This is a genomic window from Sorangium sp. So ce426, from assembly GCF_051475585.1.
GTDB lineage: Bacteria > Myxococcota_A > Polyangia > Polyangiales > Polyangiaceae > Sorangium > Sorangium cellulosum_B.
In genome coordinates, this window is record NZ_CP150341.1 from 205,248 (window position 1) to 223,198 (window position 17,951).

Sequence of the window (17,951 nt, forward strand, 5' to 3'; positions counted from 1 at the left end):
ACGCAAAGGCGCCAAGAGCGCAGAGACGCAAAGATGTCCCATACTCATTCCTTTTCCTTTTTGCGCCTTTGCGCCTTTGCGTTGACTCTCTCTCTCTCTCTCTCTCTCTCTCTCTCTCTCTCCGGATTCCCAGCGGGCCGAGCTAGGGCGCCGCGTTCGCTTCTCCGGGGGTCGGCGCCGTGACGGCGCCCTCGCCGGTCAGGTCGGGCAACCTGCCCCACGTCTCCCCATCTGCTGCGGCCTCGATCGGGTACTTGAGCTCGGCGAGCACCTGGTCGCTCTCGGAGATGAGGTAGACGGTCTCGCCTCTGGAGGAGCTCACCTTCCAGGTCGTGTAGAAGCAGCTGCTCGGGCCGCCGTCCTGCAGGCACGCGGTGTGGGGCCCAGGGCCGTCCTCGGGCAGCTGGTCGCCGACGATGAGCAGGTACGCGCCGGGGGCGAGCTGCGTGCCTTCGGGGAACCTGAGCGCGTCGGCCGTGTTGGGCTCCCCGCTGTCGTCGGAGTCGCACAGGCCGAGCCCGCCGAGGTCGGCCGAGCCCGGGCCCGGGTTGCCGAGCTCGATCCAGTCGCCGTCCTTGGCCGAGATCTCGTTCACCACGACGGTCGTCGTCGCGGTCCCGCCGCCCGTCCCCCCTGGGTCGCCGCCTGCGCCGCTCGAGCTCGAGCTCTGAGACGTGGTGGTCGCGCCCGAGCCCGGCGTGCCCGTAGTATCTCCGGGCTCGTCGCTCGAGCCGCAGCCTGCCGCGCAGAGCGCAGCGAGGCAGAGCGCGGCATATCGAAATTGTGCCATCACGATGTTCTCCTCGGCACCAGCACACGGCGATTTTGCCGGTGTGTCAACGGTGTGGCAACAGTGTGTCAACGGGCGGCGCGCGCGGCCTCCCGTTCGCGACCGCCCCCGCCGCGGTCGCGCGCGTCTGCAAAGCGCGCCGCCGCGCCCCTCAGCGCGCGGCGGCGCCCCTCAGCGCGCCCGCGCCCCGTGGTCCGCGATCACGCTCGCCACGCAGCAGGTCAGCTTCTTCCCCATGCCGAGGTGCAGGAACTCGTTCGGGCCGTGCGCGTTCGATTGCGGCCCGAGCACGCCGGTGATCAGGAACTGCGCCTCCGGGAACTTCTCTCCCAGCATCGCCATGAACGGGATCGTCCCGCCCTCGCCGATCCCCATCGCCGGCCGGTCGAAGAACGTCTTCGACGCCTTGCGCACCGCGGCCTCGAGCCAGGGCGCCGTCGCCGGCGCGTCCCATCCGGCCGACGGCTCGCTCACGTGGAACCGGACCTCCGCGCCGTACGGCGGGTCCTTCTCCAGGGCCTCCTTCAGGGCCGCCGCCGCCTTCTTCAAGTCGACGCGCGGCGGCAGGCGCATCGAGAGCTTCGCCCTCGTGAACGGGCGCAGCACGTTGCCCGCGCCCGCGATGGGCGGCAGGCCGTCGGCGCCCGTCACGGAGAGCGCGGGGCGCCAGGTGCGGTTCAGGAGGAGCTCCGCCGTGTCGCCGGTCACCGGGCCCGCGCCCTTCACCCACGGCAGCTCGCTCACGACCGACGCGCCCAGCACGTCGGCCGCGGCCCGCGCCTGCGCCGCGCGCTCCTCCGGGATCTGCACGTGCAGCGCGTCCACGAGGACGCGCCCGGTCCGCTCGTCCTCGATGCGCGACAGGAGCTGCCGCAGGATCCGGAAGCTCGAGGGCACAACGCCGCTGCCCACGCCCGAGTGGACGCCCTCGCGCAGGATGTTCACGTCGAGCGTGCCCTGGAGCAGCCCGCGGAGCGACGTCGTGGTCCAGAGCTGGTCGTAGTTGCCGCAGCCGGAGTCGAGGCACACGACGAGGCTCGGCTTGCCGATGCGCCCCGCGAGCGCGTCGATGTAGGCCGGCAGGTCCGGGCTGCCGCTCTCCTCGCAGCCCTCGATGAGGATCACGCAGCGCGCGTGCGGGATCCCCTGCTCGTGCAGCAGGCGCAGCGCCGCGAGCGACGCGAAGGCCGAGTAGCCGTCGTCGGCGCCGCCGCGGCCGTAGAGCTTGTCGCCCTCGCGCACGGGCTCCCAGGGGCCGAGCCCCTCGCGCCACCCCGTCATCTCGGGCTGCTTGTCGAGGTGCCCGTAGAGGAGCACCGTGTCGTCGCGCGTGCCCGGCACCTCCATCAGGATCACCGGCGTGCGGTTCCCGATGCGCACGACCTCCACCGTGAGCCCGGGGATCGGCTGCGCCTCGCACCAGGCCGCGATGAGCGACGCCGCCCTGTCCATGTGGCCGTTCTCGCGCCAGGCGGGGTCGAAGGCGGGCGACTTGTTGGGGATGCGGATGTAGTCGTGCAGCGCGGGGACGATCTCCTGCTCCCAGCAGCGCTCGCAAGACGCGACGGCTTCACGCTCGTTGAGCTTCGTCAGCATGAACCTCTCCAGGGGCTTGAGGACGGCGGCGGTCTCCGGGGACCGACTCTACAGCGCCCATGACGTGGGTGTACCGCGGACATGGGGGGTTGACATCTTCGACGTTCCAGGGCGCCGAGGCGAGGCGCGCGGGGCCGGCGGGCGGGCGCGGCGCGTGGACGGGCGGGCTCAGCGGGCTCTTTCGGTGTCAGGGCCGCTTCTCGAAGGTCACTTCCGGGTACTCCGGTGAGGGGCCGTCGAGCAGCGGGGCCGCTTCGCCGCGCACGTGCGCCTGGACGAAGGCGCGCGTGTACGCGTTCGTGATCTCGACCGCGCGGGCCGGATCGAGCGTGCCGAGCAGCTCCGGGAGGGCGCCTTCGCCGACGAAGTGCTCGACGACGAGCGGCAGGTCCGAGAACGTGAGGTGGGCGGTGTCTTCGACCCGCGCCCGGTAGCCCTGGCCGTTCAGCGCGCCGTACGTTTCGTCGATGCTCGGATCGTCGGGGTGGTCTGCCGCGAGCAGGATGAAGAAGGGCTGCGCGAGGCCCCTGCCGCCGGCGCCGTCCGGCGGCCCGAAGAGCCTGCCGTCGATGTCGAGGCCGGCGTCGAAGCGGTCGTCGCGGGCGCACGCCTGGGCGGCCATCGCGCCGCCGTAGGAGTGTCCGAGCACGCCGAGCCGATCGAGGTCGAGCCGGCCCGTGAGCAGGCCGCCCGGGTCGTCCTGCGCGGCGGCCGTGAGCTCGTCGAGCACGAAGAGCGCGTCGTCGACCCAGACCCCGACGTGCTCGCCCATCGCCTGCGTGAAGGCCTCGATCTCCTCCGGCGGCGCGTCCATCGCCGGCGTCAGGACGACCGAGCCGAAGGGCACGGCGCGGCCGTCGGGGAACACCGTGAGCTCGGTGTCGTAGGTGTGGCTGATGGCGGCCACCACGAACCCGTGGCTCGCCAGGTCCTCGAGGAGGCTCGTGTAGTCGGCGCGGAGCATCCCGAACCCGTGCGAGAAGAGGAGCACCGGGTAGGGCGCGCCGTCTTCGGCGAGCGGCACGCCCACGCGCGCGTGCGTGAGGATGCTCGCCTCGAAGCCGTCCTCGGCCGGGAGGCCGCCGGTCGTGCGGCGGGTGTCGCCTTCCTCCGGCGACAGGTACGGCGCGAGCTGCCCTGTGCCGCAAGGATCGGCCGGGTAGAAGAGCTGCACCATGAGCTCCCGGCGGTCGTCGGGATCCTCCGTCGCCTCTTCTCCACGCGCGCCGTCGGTGAGGGCCCGGATCTGCGTGCCGACCGGGTGCGGGCCGGTCGGGCGGGGCAGCTCGAGGACGCCGTCGGCGGGCGCCTCGTCGCCCCAGCCGGCGCAGACCGGATCGCCTTCGTGCGGCGGCACGGCGTCGTGATCGCTGCACCCGACGAGGAGCGCGGAGGCGGAGAAGGCTGCGAGCAGGCAGAGGGCGTGTCGCGAGACGTCGCTGTGGACCATGCGCGCATCGTTCTCACGGCCTGGCCGAGACCGGCGCGGCGAGCACGATCGTGGCGCGGAAGGACCGCGCTCGGCAGATGCAAGGCTCGGCCTGACAGAAGCCGCAGATCCCTGTAGTATCGGTTACGTGCGGGCAGCTCTGGAGGCGCGGCCGAGGCGCGGCGCCGTGCGGACCAAGACAGCGGCGCGGGTGAACGAACATGGAAGAGCCCGAAGAAATAGCGCTCGCCAGGAGTGAAGACGCGCACGACATCCTTCCGTTGATGGTCGCCTTCAACGAGGCCGAGGGCATTCCCTGGAGGCCCGAGGCCATGATTCCCGCTCTGCACCGTGTGCTCAACGACAAGGACCTCGGGCTGATCCTGGTTGCGCGTGTCGGCGCGCGTCGCCTCCTCGTCGGTTATAGCCTGGCCACGTTCGGGTATGATCTCGAGTTCGCGGGGCGTGATGCCTTCGTGACGGAAATCTTCGTGGAGCCTGGGTCCCGACGGAGGGGCCTCGGGCGGACCCTGCTGGAATCGACCGTACAACACCTGCGGGAGCGCAGCGTGAACGCCGTCCATCTCATGGTGCGACCGGACAATCAGCGAGCGATCGTTTTGTATGAGGGGCAGGGGTTCAAGGTCTCGCCGCGGATCATGATGACCAGGGAGCTGACCCCCCTGACCGAAGACGCAGTTCAACAAGGTGTTCCATCGGGCAGCGCTTCGCGCCCCCGCTGAGCGCCAGATCATTCGCCGGAGCCTTCCAGATGCTCGAACACAGCCCCGCATGGCCGCATGGCGAGGTACAGGACGCATTCCCAGAGGTCTTTTACGTCGTGGGTACGAACAGGACTCACCACGCCGGGATCGATCTCCAGACGAGCCGCACGATGACCGTGCTCCGACAGGACCGAGACCTCACGCTCGTGAACACCGTGCGCCTGACCGAGGAAGGGCTGCGCCAGCTCGACGCCCTCGGCCAGGTCCGCCACATCGTGCGGCTCGGAGCATTCCACGGCCGAGATGATCCCTTCTATCGCGACCGTTACGGCGCCACCCTGTGGGCGCTCCCCGAGGCGGTGGCGGCCGACGGCCGGCCTGCCGACCGAGCGCTCGCAGCAGGGGGCCCGTTCCCGGCGCACGGAGGCTCCGTATTCGAGTTCACGACGGCGCGGTTTCCGGAAGCGGCCGTCTTGCTCCCGCTGGAGGGCGGAATCCTCATTACCTGCGATGCTGTCCAGAACTGGTCACACGTCGACCCCTTCTTCTCCGAAGAAACGGGCGCGCTGTTCGTCGCCCAAGGGTTGATCGGCGCGGCGAACATCCCCGCGACCTGGCGAGATGCGTGCGCCCCCGACGTTTCCGATTTTCGCCGCCTCGCCGACCTGCCGTTTCACCATCTCATCAGCGCTCATGGTGAGCCGCTTCGTGGCGACGCCAAGAGGCTACTCCAGGCCCGCATAGACGAAGTATTTCGCCCGCGAGGACAGGAGCCGACGTGACGCTGGTGACGCCGCCCGACGAGCCGTCGCAGACGACGGCGCCCTCCCTCGCCATGCCCGATCCGGCGTCCGCGGCTGATCGCCAGGATCGGTAGACACATCGGGGAACGCAATGCACAGCGCACAAGCAACCTACCGTGATCTGTATGAGTCGCTGCTCGACTACGACGGTGGCTCGCTCGATCCGGAGGTGCTCGCGCCCTGGCTCGAGGCGAATGCCGGCGAGCGGAGCTGCGCGTGTGCGGCGGCAGCGATGTCATCCGCAAGGGCATCGCCGAATCATCTACCATGTACTGGGCGTACCGGCGGAAGAACCGCCCCCAGCAGGACCTCTCCCAGGGCTGGGGCAGCAACTCGCAGTGGCGCACCGCCTTCCGCAGGGACTATCGAGTGGGCCAAACGTCGTATTACAACGTCGACGGTAAGCGCGATCTGAGCGCGCTGGAGTCAACGGTCGAAGATGACGAAGGCCTGACGCGGGAGGAGCGCGTCGAGCTGCTCACCAACCGTTGTTTCATCTTCACTGCGAAGCCGCACGACGATTTGTGGCCCTATGATGACAAGCTGCAAATCGACGGGTGATGAGCGCTTGTGGAATCGTGCGCCTGTTCTGGCTCGTGCTGGTCGCCCACGCGGCGATGCTGGTGCAGAGACATCGGTGATCAGTTAGCCAGACTAAGTGTCATGGGACTGTTCGACCTCATCATCGCCCGAGCGACCTGCCCCAGCTGTGGATATTTCCAGGAGTGGCGCGTCCAGTACCGGTACGGCTACTGCTGGCATCACGAGTACAGGCTCGGCGACCGAATTTGTTGGTTCGATCCGCCTGGGCGCCCGGCGCCGCTCAGCGATGATGGCGAGAACGTGGGCGGACTCGTCACAGTGCCCGGGTTCGTTGAAAGCGGCTGCTCGAAATGCGGCCTCGGCGAGGGCGCGGTCCTCTGGTTCCGGGACAATGTTGTTCACGCCATGGAGATCACGCTCTCGGAACGCGGCGGCGAGTGGGAGCGGCTCGAACCTTCCTCTGGGTGGATGCGCTTCTGGTCACGCCGCGTGGCAGGTAGCGCGAACGAGGATCGCCTCGAGCTGAGCTGCCGCGGCGATCGGTGGACCGTGGCCGTCGCTGACGGGGCTGGTGGGCTGTCGGGCGGTGCGGCCGCCGCCCGCGCGGCGACGAGCGCGATGGCGGCGCTCGGCGCCGAGAGGGAGCTCGACGCGGACGGCTGGTGCGAGCGCCTCAGCCAGCTCGACCGTGAGCTCGAAGCAGAGCCGAGATGTGGCGAGACGACGCTCGTCGTGGTCCAGGTGAGCCGAGGCGAGCTCTGGGGCGCCAGCGTGGGGGACTCGGGCGCGCTCCTCGTCACGCCCGACGGACCGATCGAGCTGACGGCGGGGCAGCGCCGCAAGCCGCTGGTCGGCAGCGGCGCGTGCAAGCCTGCGATCATTCCCCGCCAGCCGCTCTCGGGACGCCTCCTGGTCGCCACCGACGGCCTGCTGAAGTACACGTCGCTTGCGACCATCAACGCTCTTGCGGGTACGGGCAACGTGAAAACGGCGGTCGAGGCGCTGATCCAGGCGGTGACTCTCCCCTCCGGCAACCTGCCGGACGATGTCGCGGTGGTGCTCGGCGAGCGCGTCGGCTGACCTGGCGCCGCTTCGCTGCGCGGCAGGATCACGGGAGGATAGTCCTCCCTCACGACCGCCGGTTGTCCGGCCGTCGCTCAGCCCTGCTTGCGGGGCGCCTTGAGCGAGAGCTTCAGCAGCACGTCGTCGCGGATCAGATCGTCCTGCTTGCCCGGATAGACGATGCCGAAGTCCTTGCGGTTGATCACGAACTCGGCGCTTCCCGAGACGGCATCGGCGCCCTCGGTGATGGTCGCCGGGAAGGTGATCGTCTTCTTCACGCCGTGCAGATCGAGCTCGCCCGTGATGGTGTGCGTCGCGCCCTTCTCGCCGCCGGCCTTGATCTCGGTCGAGGTGAACGTCGCCTTCGGGTACTTCTCGACGTCGAAGAAGTCCGGCGACTTGAGGTGGCCGTCGAGCTTCTCGGCGTCGGTCTTCACCGACGACGCGTCGGCCTCGACGGTGAGCTTGCCGCCCGCGGCCTTGCCGCCGGCGAGCGTGATCGAGCCCGAGATCTTCTCGAATTTGCCCTCGTGTTTGCCCGTGACCTTCGAGCCGACGAAGCCGATGGTCGAGGCGGCCGCGTCGAGGGGGAGCGCCTCGGTGGGGCCCGAGGGCGCGGCGGCGGCCTGGGTCTGCGCGGGCGCGGCGGTCGAGATGGTCGCCTTGGGCTTGTCCTTGGTCGGGTCCTCGCACCCCGCGAGCGAGAGCAAGAGCGCGGCGGGGAGGGCGATGCGAGCGAAACGAGCGGTGAACATGAGAGACAATCTCCTTATTGGTCAGCCAAACTGCACAGAACGTCTCGTGAACGAGCCATAGGTGAGCCCCGTGATGGGGAACTGCACAGGCTCGCTCACGTCGATCGACGCCCCCATGGCGGCGACGACCGGCACGAAATGCTCGTGGGTCGGGAGCGCCATCCGCACGCCCGGCGCGCGGGCGCGGTACTCGATGAGCGCGCCCACGTCGCGCTGCGAGAGGACCTCGGCGCACCATGCGTCGAACTCCGTGGCCCAGGGCTGCGCGACCGCATCTCCGCGCCAGTCTGCCGCGCGGAGGTTATGGGTCAAGAAACCGCTGCCGACGATCAACACCCCCTCGTCGCGGAGCGGCGCGAGCGCTCGTCCCATCTCGAGGAGCGGCGCTGGAGAGAGCGTCGGCAAAGAGATCTGGAGCACCGGGACGTCCGCGCCCGGGTACATGCAGAGGAGCGGCACGTAGGCGCCGTGATCGAGCCCGCGGCGAGGCGCCTCGGCGACCGGCCCCAGCGGGCCGAGCAGCTCCCGGACGCGCCGCGCGAGCGCGGGGGCGCCGGGCGCGGGGTACGTCACCTGATAGTACTTCTCGGGGAAGTTGTAGAAGTCGTAGACGAGGGGCACGGTCTCGGTGGCGCCGAGCGTGACCGGCGCGTCCACCCAGTGGGCCGAGATCATGAGAACCGCCGTGGGGCGCGGCACCGCCTGCGCCCAGGCGGCGAGCTCGGCGACCCACGCGCGATCGTCGAGCAGGAAGGGAGAGCCGTGCGCGAGGAACAGGGCCGGCATGCGCCCCTCGCGCGCCTCGTGCTGGGTGTCGGACATCGAACCTCTCTCGGCCGCGGCGGACGTGGCGCTCGACGCAGGAGCCGCGCCGGGCGCGGTCGGCGTCGAGCGCCCGCAGGCGCCGGCGATCGGTGCGGCCCCGCCCGCGGCAAGGAGGAGCCTCAATGCAGCCCGGCGATCCATGATGAGCCCACCCTAGGTCGTTTCCGGGAGTGGTACAATGACCCTGCAATGAAACGCCAGGTTGCCAAAACGGAAACGGTCGACGCGGATGTGACCGATTTGCGGGCCTTCTGCCTGGTGGTCGACCTCGGGTCGATCACGGCGGCCGCGAGGACGCTGGGCGAGACGAAGGGCAGCGTCAGCCGCCGCATCACGCGCCTGGAGCACGCGCTCGGGGTGGAGCTGCTCCGCCGCAGCCCGCGGCTCGTGCAGGCGACCGAGGACGGGCTCGCCTACCGGATGCGCGTCGGCCGGGCGCTCGAGCTGCTGGAGGACGCGAACGTGGCGGTGCAGCAGGCGCGCTCGAGGCCGCGCGGGCACCTGCGCGTGACGGCGCCGTTCGATCTCGGGCTGAGCATCCTGGCGCCGCTCTCGGCCGGCTTCGCGGAGCGCTTCCCCGAGATCTCGCTGGAGCTGCTGCTCACCGAGGCGCTCCTCGACTTCGACGCCCACCAGGTCGACGTGGCCCTGCGCGCGACCTCGAGCCTCCCGGACTCGTCGCTCATCGCCCACAAGCTGCAGCACATCGAGGTCGGCCTGTTCGCGGCGCCGTCCTACCTCCGCAAGCACGGGGCCGTGCGCCGGCCCGAGGACCTCGAGGGGCACCGGCTGCTGCTCGCCCAGACCGCGCGCGGGCACGCGACGATCGCGCTCTCGGCGCGCGACGGCCGCGATCGCGCGGAGCTCCGGGTGCGCGCGGCGATCTCGGCCTCCGATTTCTCGTTCTGCCGCGAGGTGGCGCTGGCCGGGGGCGGGATCGCGCTGGTCCCCGCGATCAACGTGCGGGGCGACCTCGACGCGAAGCGGCTCGTGCCCGTGCTCAAGGACTACGCGATCCACGGCGCCGCCTCCCTGTACCTCGTCCACCCGGGGACGCGCTTCCTGCCGTCCAAGATCCGCGCCTTCCGCGACTACCTGCTCGACGCGTTCGGCGTCCAGGGGCGGCGCGAGGCCCCCGCCGCGGCGCGGTAGCGGGCCGCCCCCTCCGCGCCTGCCCCCGCCGGAGGGAGGCGGGCCGTGCTCGCGCCGGAGCAGCGGATCACCACCGGCTGTTGCTGGGGAAGCAGCGCGGCCTTGGCCCGGCCGTCCCGCGGCCGGCGGGCGCCGCGCGACGGCGGGCGCCGCGCGACGGCGGGCGCGGGCCGCTGGACCGCGCCGTCCACGGGCGAGCGGCGCGGCGGCATGGGCGTTGCTCGTCGTGGCGAGACGATCCCGAGGACGGGCCGCGAGCCATCGGCTCCGCGAGGCCCATCCCGGCGTCTCCCGAGCGCTCCTCTCCCCCGCCGGCTGGGCGGCGGGCGGGGCGGCGCCCGGGCATCCGCGAAACGGCACCGCTTCCAGCCGCGCACCGAGGTCCATCTGCGCCCGTTCATCGACAGGATTCGCTCACTCGCGACGTTCGCGGCGCTCTCCGCGCTCTCTGCGCTCTCTACGCTGATTGCCTCGTCCGGGTGCAAGCGCGACGGCGAGGCGAGCGCGGCTGCCACGCTGGCCCCGGACGCCCCGATCCCGGCCGAGATCCCGCGCGAGACGCGGCTCAGCATCGGTGATCCGACGGTGCAGAAGCAACTCCAGCTCTCCGGCGACATCGACAGGCTGCCGTTCCGCGTCGACTGGCAGAACATCAGCGGGGGACCGCAGACCATCGAGGCGTTCCGCGCCGGGGTGCTCGACGCGGGCGCGGTCGGCGACACGCCGCCCATCCACGCCACCTTCACCGGGGTCGACGTGAAGATCCTCACGGTGCAGGTGCGAGAGAAGCCCATCTACGAGCTGGCCACCGCGCCGGGCGCGCAGGTCGCGTCCATCGGCGATCTCCGCGGCAAGAAGATCGCGTATTCGCCGGGGCAGGCGCAGGGCGCGCTCGTCCTGCGCGTGCTGAAGAAGGCCGGGCTGTCGCAGAAGGACGTGACGCTCGTCCAGCTCGGGAGCACCGAGTTCAAGGAGGCGCTCACCAGCCGCCAGGTCGACGTCGCGCCGCTGGCCGGCGTCACCCTGATGCGTTATCTCAACGAGTACCGCGCCGAGGGCGCCTCGTCGATCGCGCACGGCGTCCGCGACAACCTCGGCTTCCTTCATGTGCGCGCCGAGGCGCTCAAGGACGCTCACAAGGCGGCCGCGCTGTACGACTACGCGAAGTGGCGGGCCAGGGCCCAGCTGTGGGCCTATGCGCACCCGGAGGCCTGGATCGAGGCGTATTACGTCAAGGATCAGGGCCTCTCGGCGAAGGAAGGGCGGTTCCTCATCGAGGCCGCCGGCAAGCCGCAGGTTCCGCGCGACTGGTCCGAGGCGATCGCGCTGACCCAGGAGACCGCCGACTTGCTCGCCGAGGCCTCCGGCCAGAAGCGGTTCGAGGCCAGGACGATCTTCGACCTCCGATTCCAGACGATCGGAGCGGAGGTGGCCGGCGCCGCCGAGGGCGCCGGACCGACGGACCGGCCGGCGACGGCCGACAGGAGCACTCCATGACGACCGCACTGCCCACGAGCGCCGGCTCGCCGCGCCTCGCCAGCTTCCCGGATCTCACCGCGAGCGCGGACGTCTCCGCGCCGCCGTCCGGCGCCCCGACAGGCCGCCGCGTGTCCAGCCGCCGCTTGCGGCGCCGCCTGGGCCCGGGGCGGCGCATCCCGTACGGCCTCGCGCTCGGCCCGGCGCTGCTGCTCGCGCTCTGGGCCGCCGCCTCGGCGACGGGCGCGCTCGACGCGCGCGTGCTCTCCGCGCCGTGGACCGTGGTGACCACGGCCCACGAGCTGATCGCCGACGGGCGGCTCCTGTCCAACCTGCTCACGTCGGCGCAGCGGGCCTTCCTGGGGCTCGCGCTCGGGGCCGGCCTGGGCACGGTGCTGGCGCTCCTCGCCGGGCTGACGCGCGTCGGCGAGGCGCTGCTCGACGGGCCGGTGCAGATCAAGCGCGCGATCCCGACGCTGGCGCTCATCCCGCTGCTGATCCTCTGGTTCGGCATCGGCGAGCAGATGAAGGTGCTCACCATCGCCCTCGGCGTCGTCATCCCGGTCTACGTCCACACCCACGCGGCGCTGCGCACCATCGACGCGCGCTACGTGGAGCTGGCCGAGACGGTCCGCCTGACGAGGTGGCAGTTCATCCGGAAGGTGGCGTTGCCGGGGGCGCTTCCGGGCTTCCTGATGGGCCTGCGGCTGGCGGTGACCGGCGCGTGGCTGGCGCTCGTGGTGGTCGAGCAGATCAACGCCACGAGCGGCATCGGCTACATGATGTCGCTGGCGCGCTCGTACGGGCAGACGGAGATCATCCTGCTCGGCCTCGTCGTGTACGGGCTGTTCGGCCTGGCCTCCGATTCGGCCGTGCGGCTCATCGAGCGAAAGGCCCTGTCATGGCGCCGCATCCTGGCCGGCTGACGGCGGCCCCGCCCGCGGTGCGGATCCGCGGCCTGATCCGCCGCTTCGGCGCCCGCGTGGTGCTCGACGGGATCGATCTCACGATCGAGCGGGGCGAGTTCGTCGCGCTGCTCGGCCGCAGCGGATCGGGCAAGAGCACGCTGCTGCGGGCGATCGCCGAGCTGGACGACGAGGTGACCGGCTCGGGCGAGCTGCACGTGCCGGACAACCGGGCGGTCGTGTTCCAGGACACGCGGCTGCTGCCGTGGGCGCGGGTGCTCGACAACGTGATCCTGGGGCTCGACGCGCCGCAGGCCCGGGAGCGCGGCCTGGACGCGCTCGCGGAGGTGGGGCTCGCCGGGCGGGAGCGCGCGTGGCCCGTCGAGCTGTCCGGCGGCGAGCAGCAGCGGGTGGCGCTGGCGCGGTCGCTGGTGCGCGATCCGGAGCTCGTGCTGGCCGACGAGCCGTTCGGCGCGCTCGACGCGCTGACCCGCGCGCGCATGCACGACCTGCTGCGCGAGCTGTGCGCGCGGCACCGACCGGCGGTGCTGCTGGTCACCCACGACGTCGACGAGGCGATCGCGCTCGCCGATCGGGTGCTGGTGCTCGAGGGCGGCCGCATCGCCGAGGAGCGGCGGATCGATCTGCCGGCGCCGCGCCCGCTGCGCGATCCGCGGTTCCTCGCCCACCGCGAGTCGCTGCTTTCGGCGCTGGGGGTCGCGCCGGGCGTGGCCGCTGCCGGAGATCCTGACGCGAACCCTGAACTGGAACGGAGTTCCCCGTGACCCAACGACCCGGACAGCTGCATCTCAACGCGTTTCTCATGAGCGTCGGCCACCACGAGGCCTCGTGGCGCTTGCCCGAGAGCGATCCGTTCGCGAACACGAGCGTCGCGCACTTCAAGAACCTGGCCCGCATCGCGGAGCGGGGGAAGCTCGACTCGGTGTTCCTCGCCGACAGCCCGGTGCTGTGGAACAACGTCGGTCGGAGGCCGGCCGGGACGCTCGAGCCGACGGTGCTGCTCGCGGCGCTCGCCGGGGTGACCGAGCACATCGGGCTGATCGCGACGGCCTCGACGACGTACAACGAGCCGTTCAACCTGGCCCGGAGGTTCGCCTCGCTGGACCACCTCAGCGGGGGTCGGGCGGGCTGGAACATCGTCACGACGGCGGGCGTGGACGCAGCGCGCAACTTCAACCTGGACGAGCTGCCGGCGCACAGCGACCGGTACGCGCGGGCGGCGGAGTTCATCGATGTGTCGCTGAAGCTGTGGGACAGCTGGGGCGACGACGCGCCGCTCGGCGACAAGGAGAACGGCGTCTGGGGCGATGACCGCAAGATTTACCCGCCGCGGCACGTGGGTCGGTACTTCAAGGTCGAGGGGGCGCTCAACGTGCCTCGCTCGCCGCAGGGGTATCCGCTGCTCGTGCAGGCCGGCTCGTCGGACGACGGCAAGGAGCTGGCGGCGCGGTACGCGGAGGCGGTGTTCACGGCGCAGCAGACGCTGGAGGACGCGCAGCGGTTCTATGTGGATCTGAAGGGGCGTGCGCGCGCGCTGGGGCGTGATCCGGGGTCGATCAAGATCTTGCCGGGGATCGTGCCGGTCATCGGCGCCACGGAGGCCGAGGCGCACGCGCTCGACGCCGAGCTCGATCGGCTCATCAAGCCGGAGTATGCGAAGCGCCAGCTCGCGCAGACGCTGCGGGTGAAGCCGGAGGAGCTCGACCTCGACGCGGAGCTGCCGCGGGATCTTCCGAGCGAGGATCAGATCGAGGGGGCGAAGAGCCGGTACACGCTGATCGTGAGCCTGGCGCGGCGGGAGCGGCTGACGGTGCGCCAGCTGATCGGGCGGCTGGGCGGCGGCCGCGGCCACCGGACGTTCGCCGGCGCGCCCGAGCAGGTGGCGGACGCGATCGAGCACTGGTGGGAGCAGGGGGCGGCCGATGGCTTCAACGTGATGCCGCCGGTGCTGCCGTCGGGGCTCGAGGCGTTCGTCGAGCACGTGGTCCCGATCCTGCAGAAGCGTGGGCTGTTCCGGACGGAATATGCGGGGAAGACGTTGCGGGACAACTATGGGCTGCCGCGGCCGGCAAACCTCAACCCCGGTCGGGATCTGGTCGCGGCGGCAGAGTGAGATGGGTTACAGTGGACCGCAGCCCCGGTCGGGGGACGGCGGCCGCTGAACCCAACCTCGGTCGGGGATCGCGAGCCCAACCCCGGTCGGGGATCGTCCCGCAACCCCGGTCGGGATGCCGGCAAACCCAACCCCGGTCGGGTCGAACCCGGTCGGGTCGAACCCGGTCGGGTCGAACCGCCAGCCAACCCAACCCCGGTCGGGTCGAACCGCCAGCCAACCCAACCCCGTTGCTCGCCCTTTCCGTTTCGTGGTGAGCTGAGGCGCATGGTCGCCTCGAAGCTCGTCGCGGTCCTCTCCACATGCGCCCTCGCGCTGGCCGCTGCCGCGACGGGAGGCTGCACCGCCTCGGACGGTGATGCAGAGCCAAAAGCAGACTGCTCACCGCAGGGACAGAACCAGTTCCTGTTCGAGCTGATGAAGGACGCCTATCTCTGGTACGACGGCGTACCCGACCTGGACTACCGGGCGTACCCCTCGCCCGAGGCGCTGCTCGTGGATCTCGTCACCGAGCCGCGAGACCGCTGGAGCTACATCTCGACCAAGAGCGTCGACGACGCGTTCTTCCGGGAAGGGCAGACCCTCGGGTTCGGCATGCGGTGGAGCTTCGACCAGGAGTCCAGCCTCCGGCTCGCGCTGATCCAGCCGGGCTCGCCCGCCGGAGAGGCCGGCCTCCGGCGGGGCGACGCGGTGGTGGCGATCAATGGCATCGACGTCGAGCAGGTCGTGAGCGACGACCTCTGGGAGGAGCTCGCAGGCCCCGACGAGGAAGGGTACGAGATGTCGCTGACGATCGAGCGCGCGGACGTCGAGGCCTTCACGGTCGCGCTCCGGAAGGCGTGGTATGGCATCACCACGGTCGTGAGCCCGCGTGTCCTGCAAACAGGGGCCGCGACCGTCGGATATCTCATGCTCACCACCTTCATCGAGCCTTCGGTGCGCGAGCTCGACAGCGCCTTTGCGCTGTTCAGGGAGAGCCAAGTCGACGAGCTGGTGCTCGACCTGCGCTACAACGGCGGCGGGCGCCTCTCCGTCGAGAGGCACCTCGCGAGCCTGATCCACCGGCCGGCGGAGGCCGGCGCGCTGCTCGACATCACCGCGCACAACGACAGGCACGTCGACTGGGACAAGCGGGAGACGTTCGACGACCTCGACCAGCCGCCGCTCCCCCTGTCCCGGCTGGTCGTCATCACGTCCGGCGGGACGGCCTCCGCGAGCGAGTCGCTGATCAACAGCCTGCGCGCCTACATGGACGTGAAGATCGTCGGCTCGACCACGCACGGCAAGCCCGTCGGCATGTACGGATGGGACAACTGCGACATGGTCGTGCACCCGATCGCGTTCCGGGTGCTCAACGCCAAGGAAGAGGGCGATTTCTACGATGGCCTCCCCCCCGACTGCGCCGCCGACGACACGCTCGGCGCAGAGCTCGGCGACGCGGGCGAGACGTGCCTCGCCGAGGCCCTGCACCTGCTGGAGCACGGCGCGTGCTCGACCGCGGCGCAGCCGGACGGGGCGGGCGAGCGCCGCGCCGCGCCGCCGCGGGAGATCCCGTGGCGCGGCCTCCGGCGCGAGGTCGGCGCGCTCTGAGGCGCGGCCGCGCCGGCCAGGCGCGGCGCGGCGTGGCGCGGTCGAGCGCGCCTTCGGCGTCCCGGCACGAAACACCGCCGCTCCCGGCTTGACACGCTGAGCGGCTTGACGGAGATTCCTCCGCCATAGCGGAGACCAGGCTACGGCCAGGAGGGAATGTCATGAGCCTGCAACTCGGAAGCATCGCGCCTGATTTCGAGCAAGAGTCCACGCACGGGACCATCCGATTCCACGAGTGGGCCGGGAGCTCGTGGGTGATCCTGTTCTCGCACCCGAAGGATTTCACCCCGGTGTGCACGACCGAGCTCGGCGCGGTCGCCAACCTCAAGGCGGAGTTCGACAAGCGCGGCGTGAAGCCCATCGCGCTCAGCGTCGACGACGTCGACTCGCACAAGCGCTGGTCGGTGGATATCGAGGAGACGCAGCGAACGAAGCTGAACTACCCGATCCTCGCCGACGTGGACCGGAAGGTGTCGGGCCTTTACGGGATGATCCACCCGCAGGCGAGCGACACGCTCACGGTGCGCTCGGTGTTCGTCATCGATCCCAACAAGAAGATCCGCGCGACGTTCACGTACCCGGCGAGCACGGGGCGCAACTTCGACGAGATCCTGCGCCTCATCGACTCGCTCCAGCTCACGGACAGCCACTCCGTGGCGACGCCCGCGAACTGGAAGGACGGCGATGAGGTGGTGATCGTCCCCTCGCTCCAGGACCCCGCCGTCCTCGCGCAGAAGTTCCCCAAGGGGTACAACGCCGTCCGCCCGTACCTGCGCCTCACCCCGCAGCCCAACCGCTGATGCGGCGTGGCGCCGCCCGCGCGCGCGAGGCGTCGACGCGACGCCTCGCCGCGCTCGCCCTCGTGTTGCCCGCGGCGTGCTCGCGCGCGCCCGCGCCCGAGGCGCTCGGGGCGAGCGGCGGCGGGTCGAAGCCGGCGGCGCGGGCCGCCGGCGCCGGCTGGAAGCTCGTCCACCACGAGACCTTCGATGCGCCGTTCCAGGAGCCCGCCGCGTGGACCGAGGATCGGTACGGCGACGAGAGCCCCTATCATGTCGACGTCTTCGACGAAGATGGCGAGTTCTTCTCCGCGCGGGGCGGCGAGGTGTTCCGGGAAGGCCTGCGGAGGTTCCGATCGTTCCGGAAATCCTTCACGTATGGCGAGGGCGGCTGGCTCACGGTCGAGCTGTATGGCCGCGACAGCGACCGCGACGGCGTCCCCGAGACAGGCGGCCGCTTCGAGGCGGCGGGCGGCAAGGCGAGGCTCGTCTCCACCCGCCATTACGACGGCGCGATCCTCCGCTCGACCGCGCCGCTGCCCGCGCGGTACCGCGTGGAGGTGACGGTCTCGAACATCGATTTCGGCGGCCTGCGCGAGGGCAGCTGGACGCACGGGGGCAAGACCAACGGCTACGACGGGGACGAGCTGGCCGACCCCTGGCGGTTCAGCGATCGCAGCACCGCGCCGCAGTCGGCGACGTTCGGTAACGGTGTTTACTTTCTCTGCATCACCGATTATCCGCGGCCGGCCCCTCACAACAACGTCTTCATCCATCACCACCGGAAGGTCGTGATGGACACGGACAGCAACTTCGGCGAAGACGGCCCCTGGTCGCGGGTCTGGAACCCCTCGACCGGCCGGCCCGAGCAGGATGGATCACGTTATGTGAGCATGATCTGGCTCCGCGGCGATGCGTTCGGGAGCCCGTGGACCGGAAATGGGTTCACATCGTACACAGCGGGCGGGTGGAAGGACGGCCCCATCTTCGTGGACAAGTACCTCGACAGGGAGTCTTACCTGTTCACCGTCGAGCGCGACGGCCGGGGGTATGCGATGTCCGCGGCGGGCAGGTTCCACCACGGCGGCCGCACGACGTACGCGGCGCGGAGGGATTTTCGCGAGCCGCCGGTGACGTGGCACTACAACCAGCGCCCCGACGAGATCGAGGCGGAACACCCCAACGAGACCGTCGATTTCGGCAAGACCTTCGAGACCTGGCCGGCGGGGTCGGCCTACCCGGATCACTTCTTCTTCGGTGATCCGCACATCAACTATTACGAGGGCACCGCCGAGTTCGACGACGTGAAGCTCTACCTGACGGACGACGGGTAGCGCCCGCTCCGGCGGGCGGCGCTGGCCGGGCGCGGCTCCGGCGGCGGCGGTCTCAC

General features: G+C 70.7%; 17 protein-coding genes. 12 read left to right on the plus strand and 5 right to left on the minus strand.

The genetic code is table 11. The annotated features are described in order from the left end of the window. Nucleotides 1-142 precede the first annotated feature (142 nt). From WMF44_RS00805 to WMF44_RS00815, 3 genes are all read right to left on the minus strand, one after another. Nucleotides 143-790, minus strand: coding sequence for a lamin tail domain-containing protein (locus WMF44_RS00805; protein ID WP_437297209.1), 648 nt, complete (start codon nt 788-790; stop codon nt 143-145). A gap of 171 nt (nt 791-961) precedes the next feature. Then, nucleotides 962-2,386, minus strand: a complete 1,425-nt coding sequence (locus WMF44_RS00810) for a M20 family metallopeptidase (RefSeq protein ID WP_437297210.1) — start codon at nt 2,384-2,386, stop codon at nt 962-964. Nucleotides 2,387-2,573: 187 nt separating this feature from the next. Further along, nucleotides 2,574-3,836, minus strand: coding sequence for an alpha/beta hydrolase family protein (locus WMF44_RS00815; protein WP_437297211.1), 1,263 nt, complete (start codon nt 3,834-3,836; stop codon nt 2,574-2,576). A gap of 200 nt (nt 3,837-4,036) precedes the next feature. Here WMF44_RS00815 and WMF44_RS00820 point away from each other — a divergent pair, with 200 nt between their 5' ends. The 4 genes from WMF44_RS00820 (at nt 4,037) to WMF44_RS00835 (ending at nt 6,966) form a co-directional block, all read left to right on the plus strand. Next, on the plus strand, nt 4,037-4,558 hold the full coding sequence (locus WMF44_RS00820) for a GNAT family N-acetyltransferase (RefSeq protein ID WP_437297212.1): 522 nt from the start codon (nt 4,037-4,039) through the stop codon (nt 4,556-4,558). Nucleotides 4,559-4,587: 29 nt separating this feature from the next. After that, nucleotides 4,588-5,322 carry a hypothetical protein gene (locus WMF44_RS00825; protein WP_437297213.1) on the plus strand — a complete coding sequence of 245 codons (735 nt, stop codon included), beginning with the start codon at nt 4,588-4,590 and terminating at the stop codon, nt 5,320-5,322. Nucleotides 5,323-5,559: 237 nt separating this feature from the next. After that, a complete protein-coding gene (locus tag WMF44_RS00830) occupies nt 5,560-5,904 on the plus strand; it encodes a hypothetical protein (protein ID WP_437297214.1) in 345 nt (114 codons plus the stop codon). Nucleotides 5,905-6,006: 102 nt separating this feature from the next. After that, nucleotides 6,007-6,966: a protein phosphatase 2C domain-containing protein gene (locus tag WMF44_RS00835; protein WP_437297215.1), complete on the plus strand. Its 960-nt coding sequence runs from the start codon at nt 6,007-6,009 to the stop codon at nt 6,964-6,966. A 77-nt stretch (nt 6,967-7,043) separates the two neighbouring features. Here WMF44_RS00835 and WMF44_RS00840 read toward each other — a convergent pair whose 3' ends face one another. Together WMF44_RS00840 and WMF44_RS00845 are read right to left on the minus strand one after the other, a co-directional pair. Further along, nucleotides 7,044-7,703, minus strand: coding sequence for a YceI family protein (locus WMF44_RS00840; RefSeq protein ID WP_437297216.1), 660 nt, complete (start codon nt 7,701-7,703; stop codon nt 7,044-7,046). A gap of 21 nt (nt 7,704-7,724) precedes the next feature. Beyond that, a complete protein-coding gene (locus WMF44_RS00845) occupies nt 7,725-8,525 on the minus strand; it encodes a dioxygenase family protein (RefSeq protein WP_437297217.1) in 801 nt (266 codons plus the stop codon). 234 nt (nt 8,526-8,759) lie between these two features. On the opposite strand from WMF44_RS00845, the gene WMF44_RS00850 reads away from it, so the two are divergent. The 8 genes from WMF44_RS00850 (at nt 8,760) to WMF44_RS00885 (ending at nt 17,895) form a co-directional block, all read left to right on the plus strand. Further along, nucleotides 8,760-9,680 (plus strand): LysR family transcriptional regulator, encoded by a 921-nt coding sequence (locus WMF44_RS00850; protein WP_437297218.1) that lies wholly within the window; start codon nt 8,760-8,762, stop codon nt 9,678-9,680. A 45-nt stretch (nt 9,681-9,725) separates the two neighbouring features. Beyond that, nucleotides 9,726-11,177: an ABC transporter substrate-binding protein gene (locus WMF44_RS00855; protein ID WP_437297219.1), complete on the plus strand. Its 1,452-nt coding sequence runs from the start codon at nt 9,726-9,728 to the stop codon at nt 11,175-11,177. Further along, nucleotides 11,174-12,082, plus strand: a complete 909-nt coding sequence (locus WMF44_RS00860; protein WP_437297220.1) for an ABC transporter permease — start codon at nt 11,174-11,176, stop codon at nt 12,080-12,082. The genes WMF44_RS00855 and WMF44_RS00860 overlap by 4 nt, the downstream gene beginning before the upstream one ends. Continuing rightward, entirely contained in the window at nt 12,058-12,846 is a 789-nt protein-coding gene (locus WMF44_RS00865) for an ABC transporter ATP-binding protein (protein WP_437297221.1), read from the plus strand. The genes WMF44_RS00860 and WMF44_RS00865 overlap by 25 nt, the downstream gene beginning before the upstream one ends. Continuing rightward, complete coding sequence (locus WMF44_RS00870) at nt 12,843-14,195, plus strand: LLM class flavin-dependent oxidoreductase (RefSeq protein WP_437297222.1); 1,353 nt, start codon at nt 12,843-12,845, stop codon at nt 14,193-14,195. The genes WMF44_RS00865 and WMF44_RS00870 overlap by 4 nt, the downstream gene beginning before the upstream one ends. 267 nt (nt 14,196-14,462) lie before the next feature. Beyond that, nucleotides 14,463-15,785, plus strand: a complete 1,323-nt coding sequence (locus tag WMF44_RS00875) for a S41 family peptidase (protein ID WP_437297223.1) — start codon at nt 14,463-14,465, stop codon at nt 15,783-15,785. Between the two features lie 161 nt (nt 15,786-15,946). Beyond that, a complete protein-coding gene (locus WMF44_RS00880; RefSeq protein WP_272097229.1) occupies nt 15,947-16,585 on the plus strand; it encodes a peroxiredoxin in 639 nt (212 codons plus the stop codon). Beyond that, nucleotides 16,585-17,895: a hypothetical protein gene (locus tag WMF44_RS00885; RefSeq protein WP_437297224.1), complete on the plus strand. Its 1,311-nt coding sequence runs from the start codon at nt 16,585-16,587 to the stop codon at nt 17,893-17,895. Before WMF44_RS00880 ends, WMF44_RS00885 begins: the two co-directional genes overlap by 1 nt. Nucleotides 17,896-17,951: the final 56 nt, after the last annotated feature.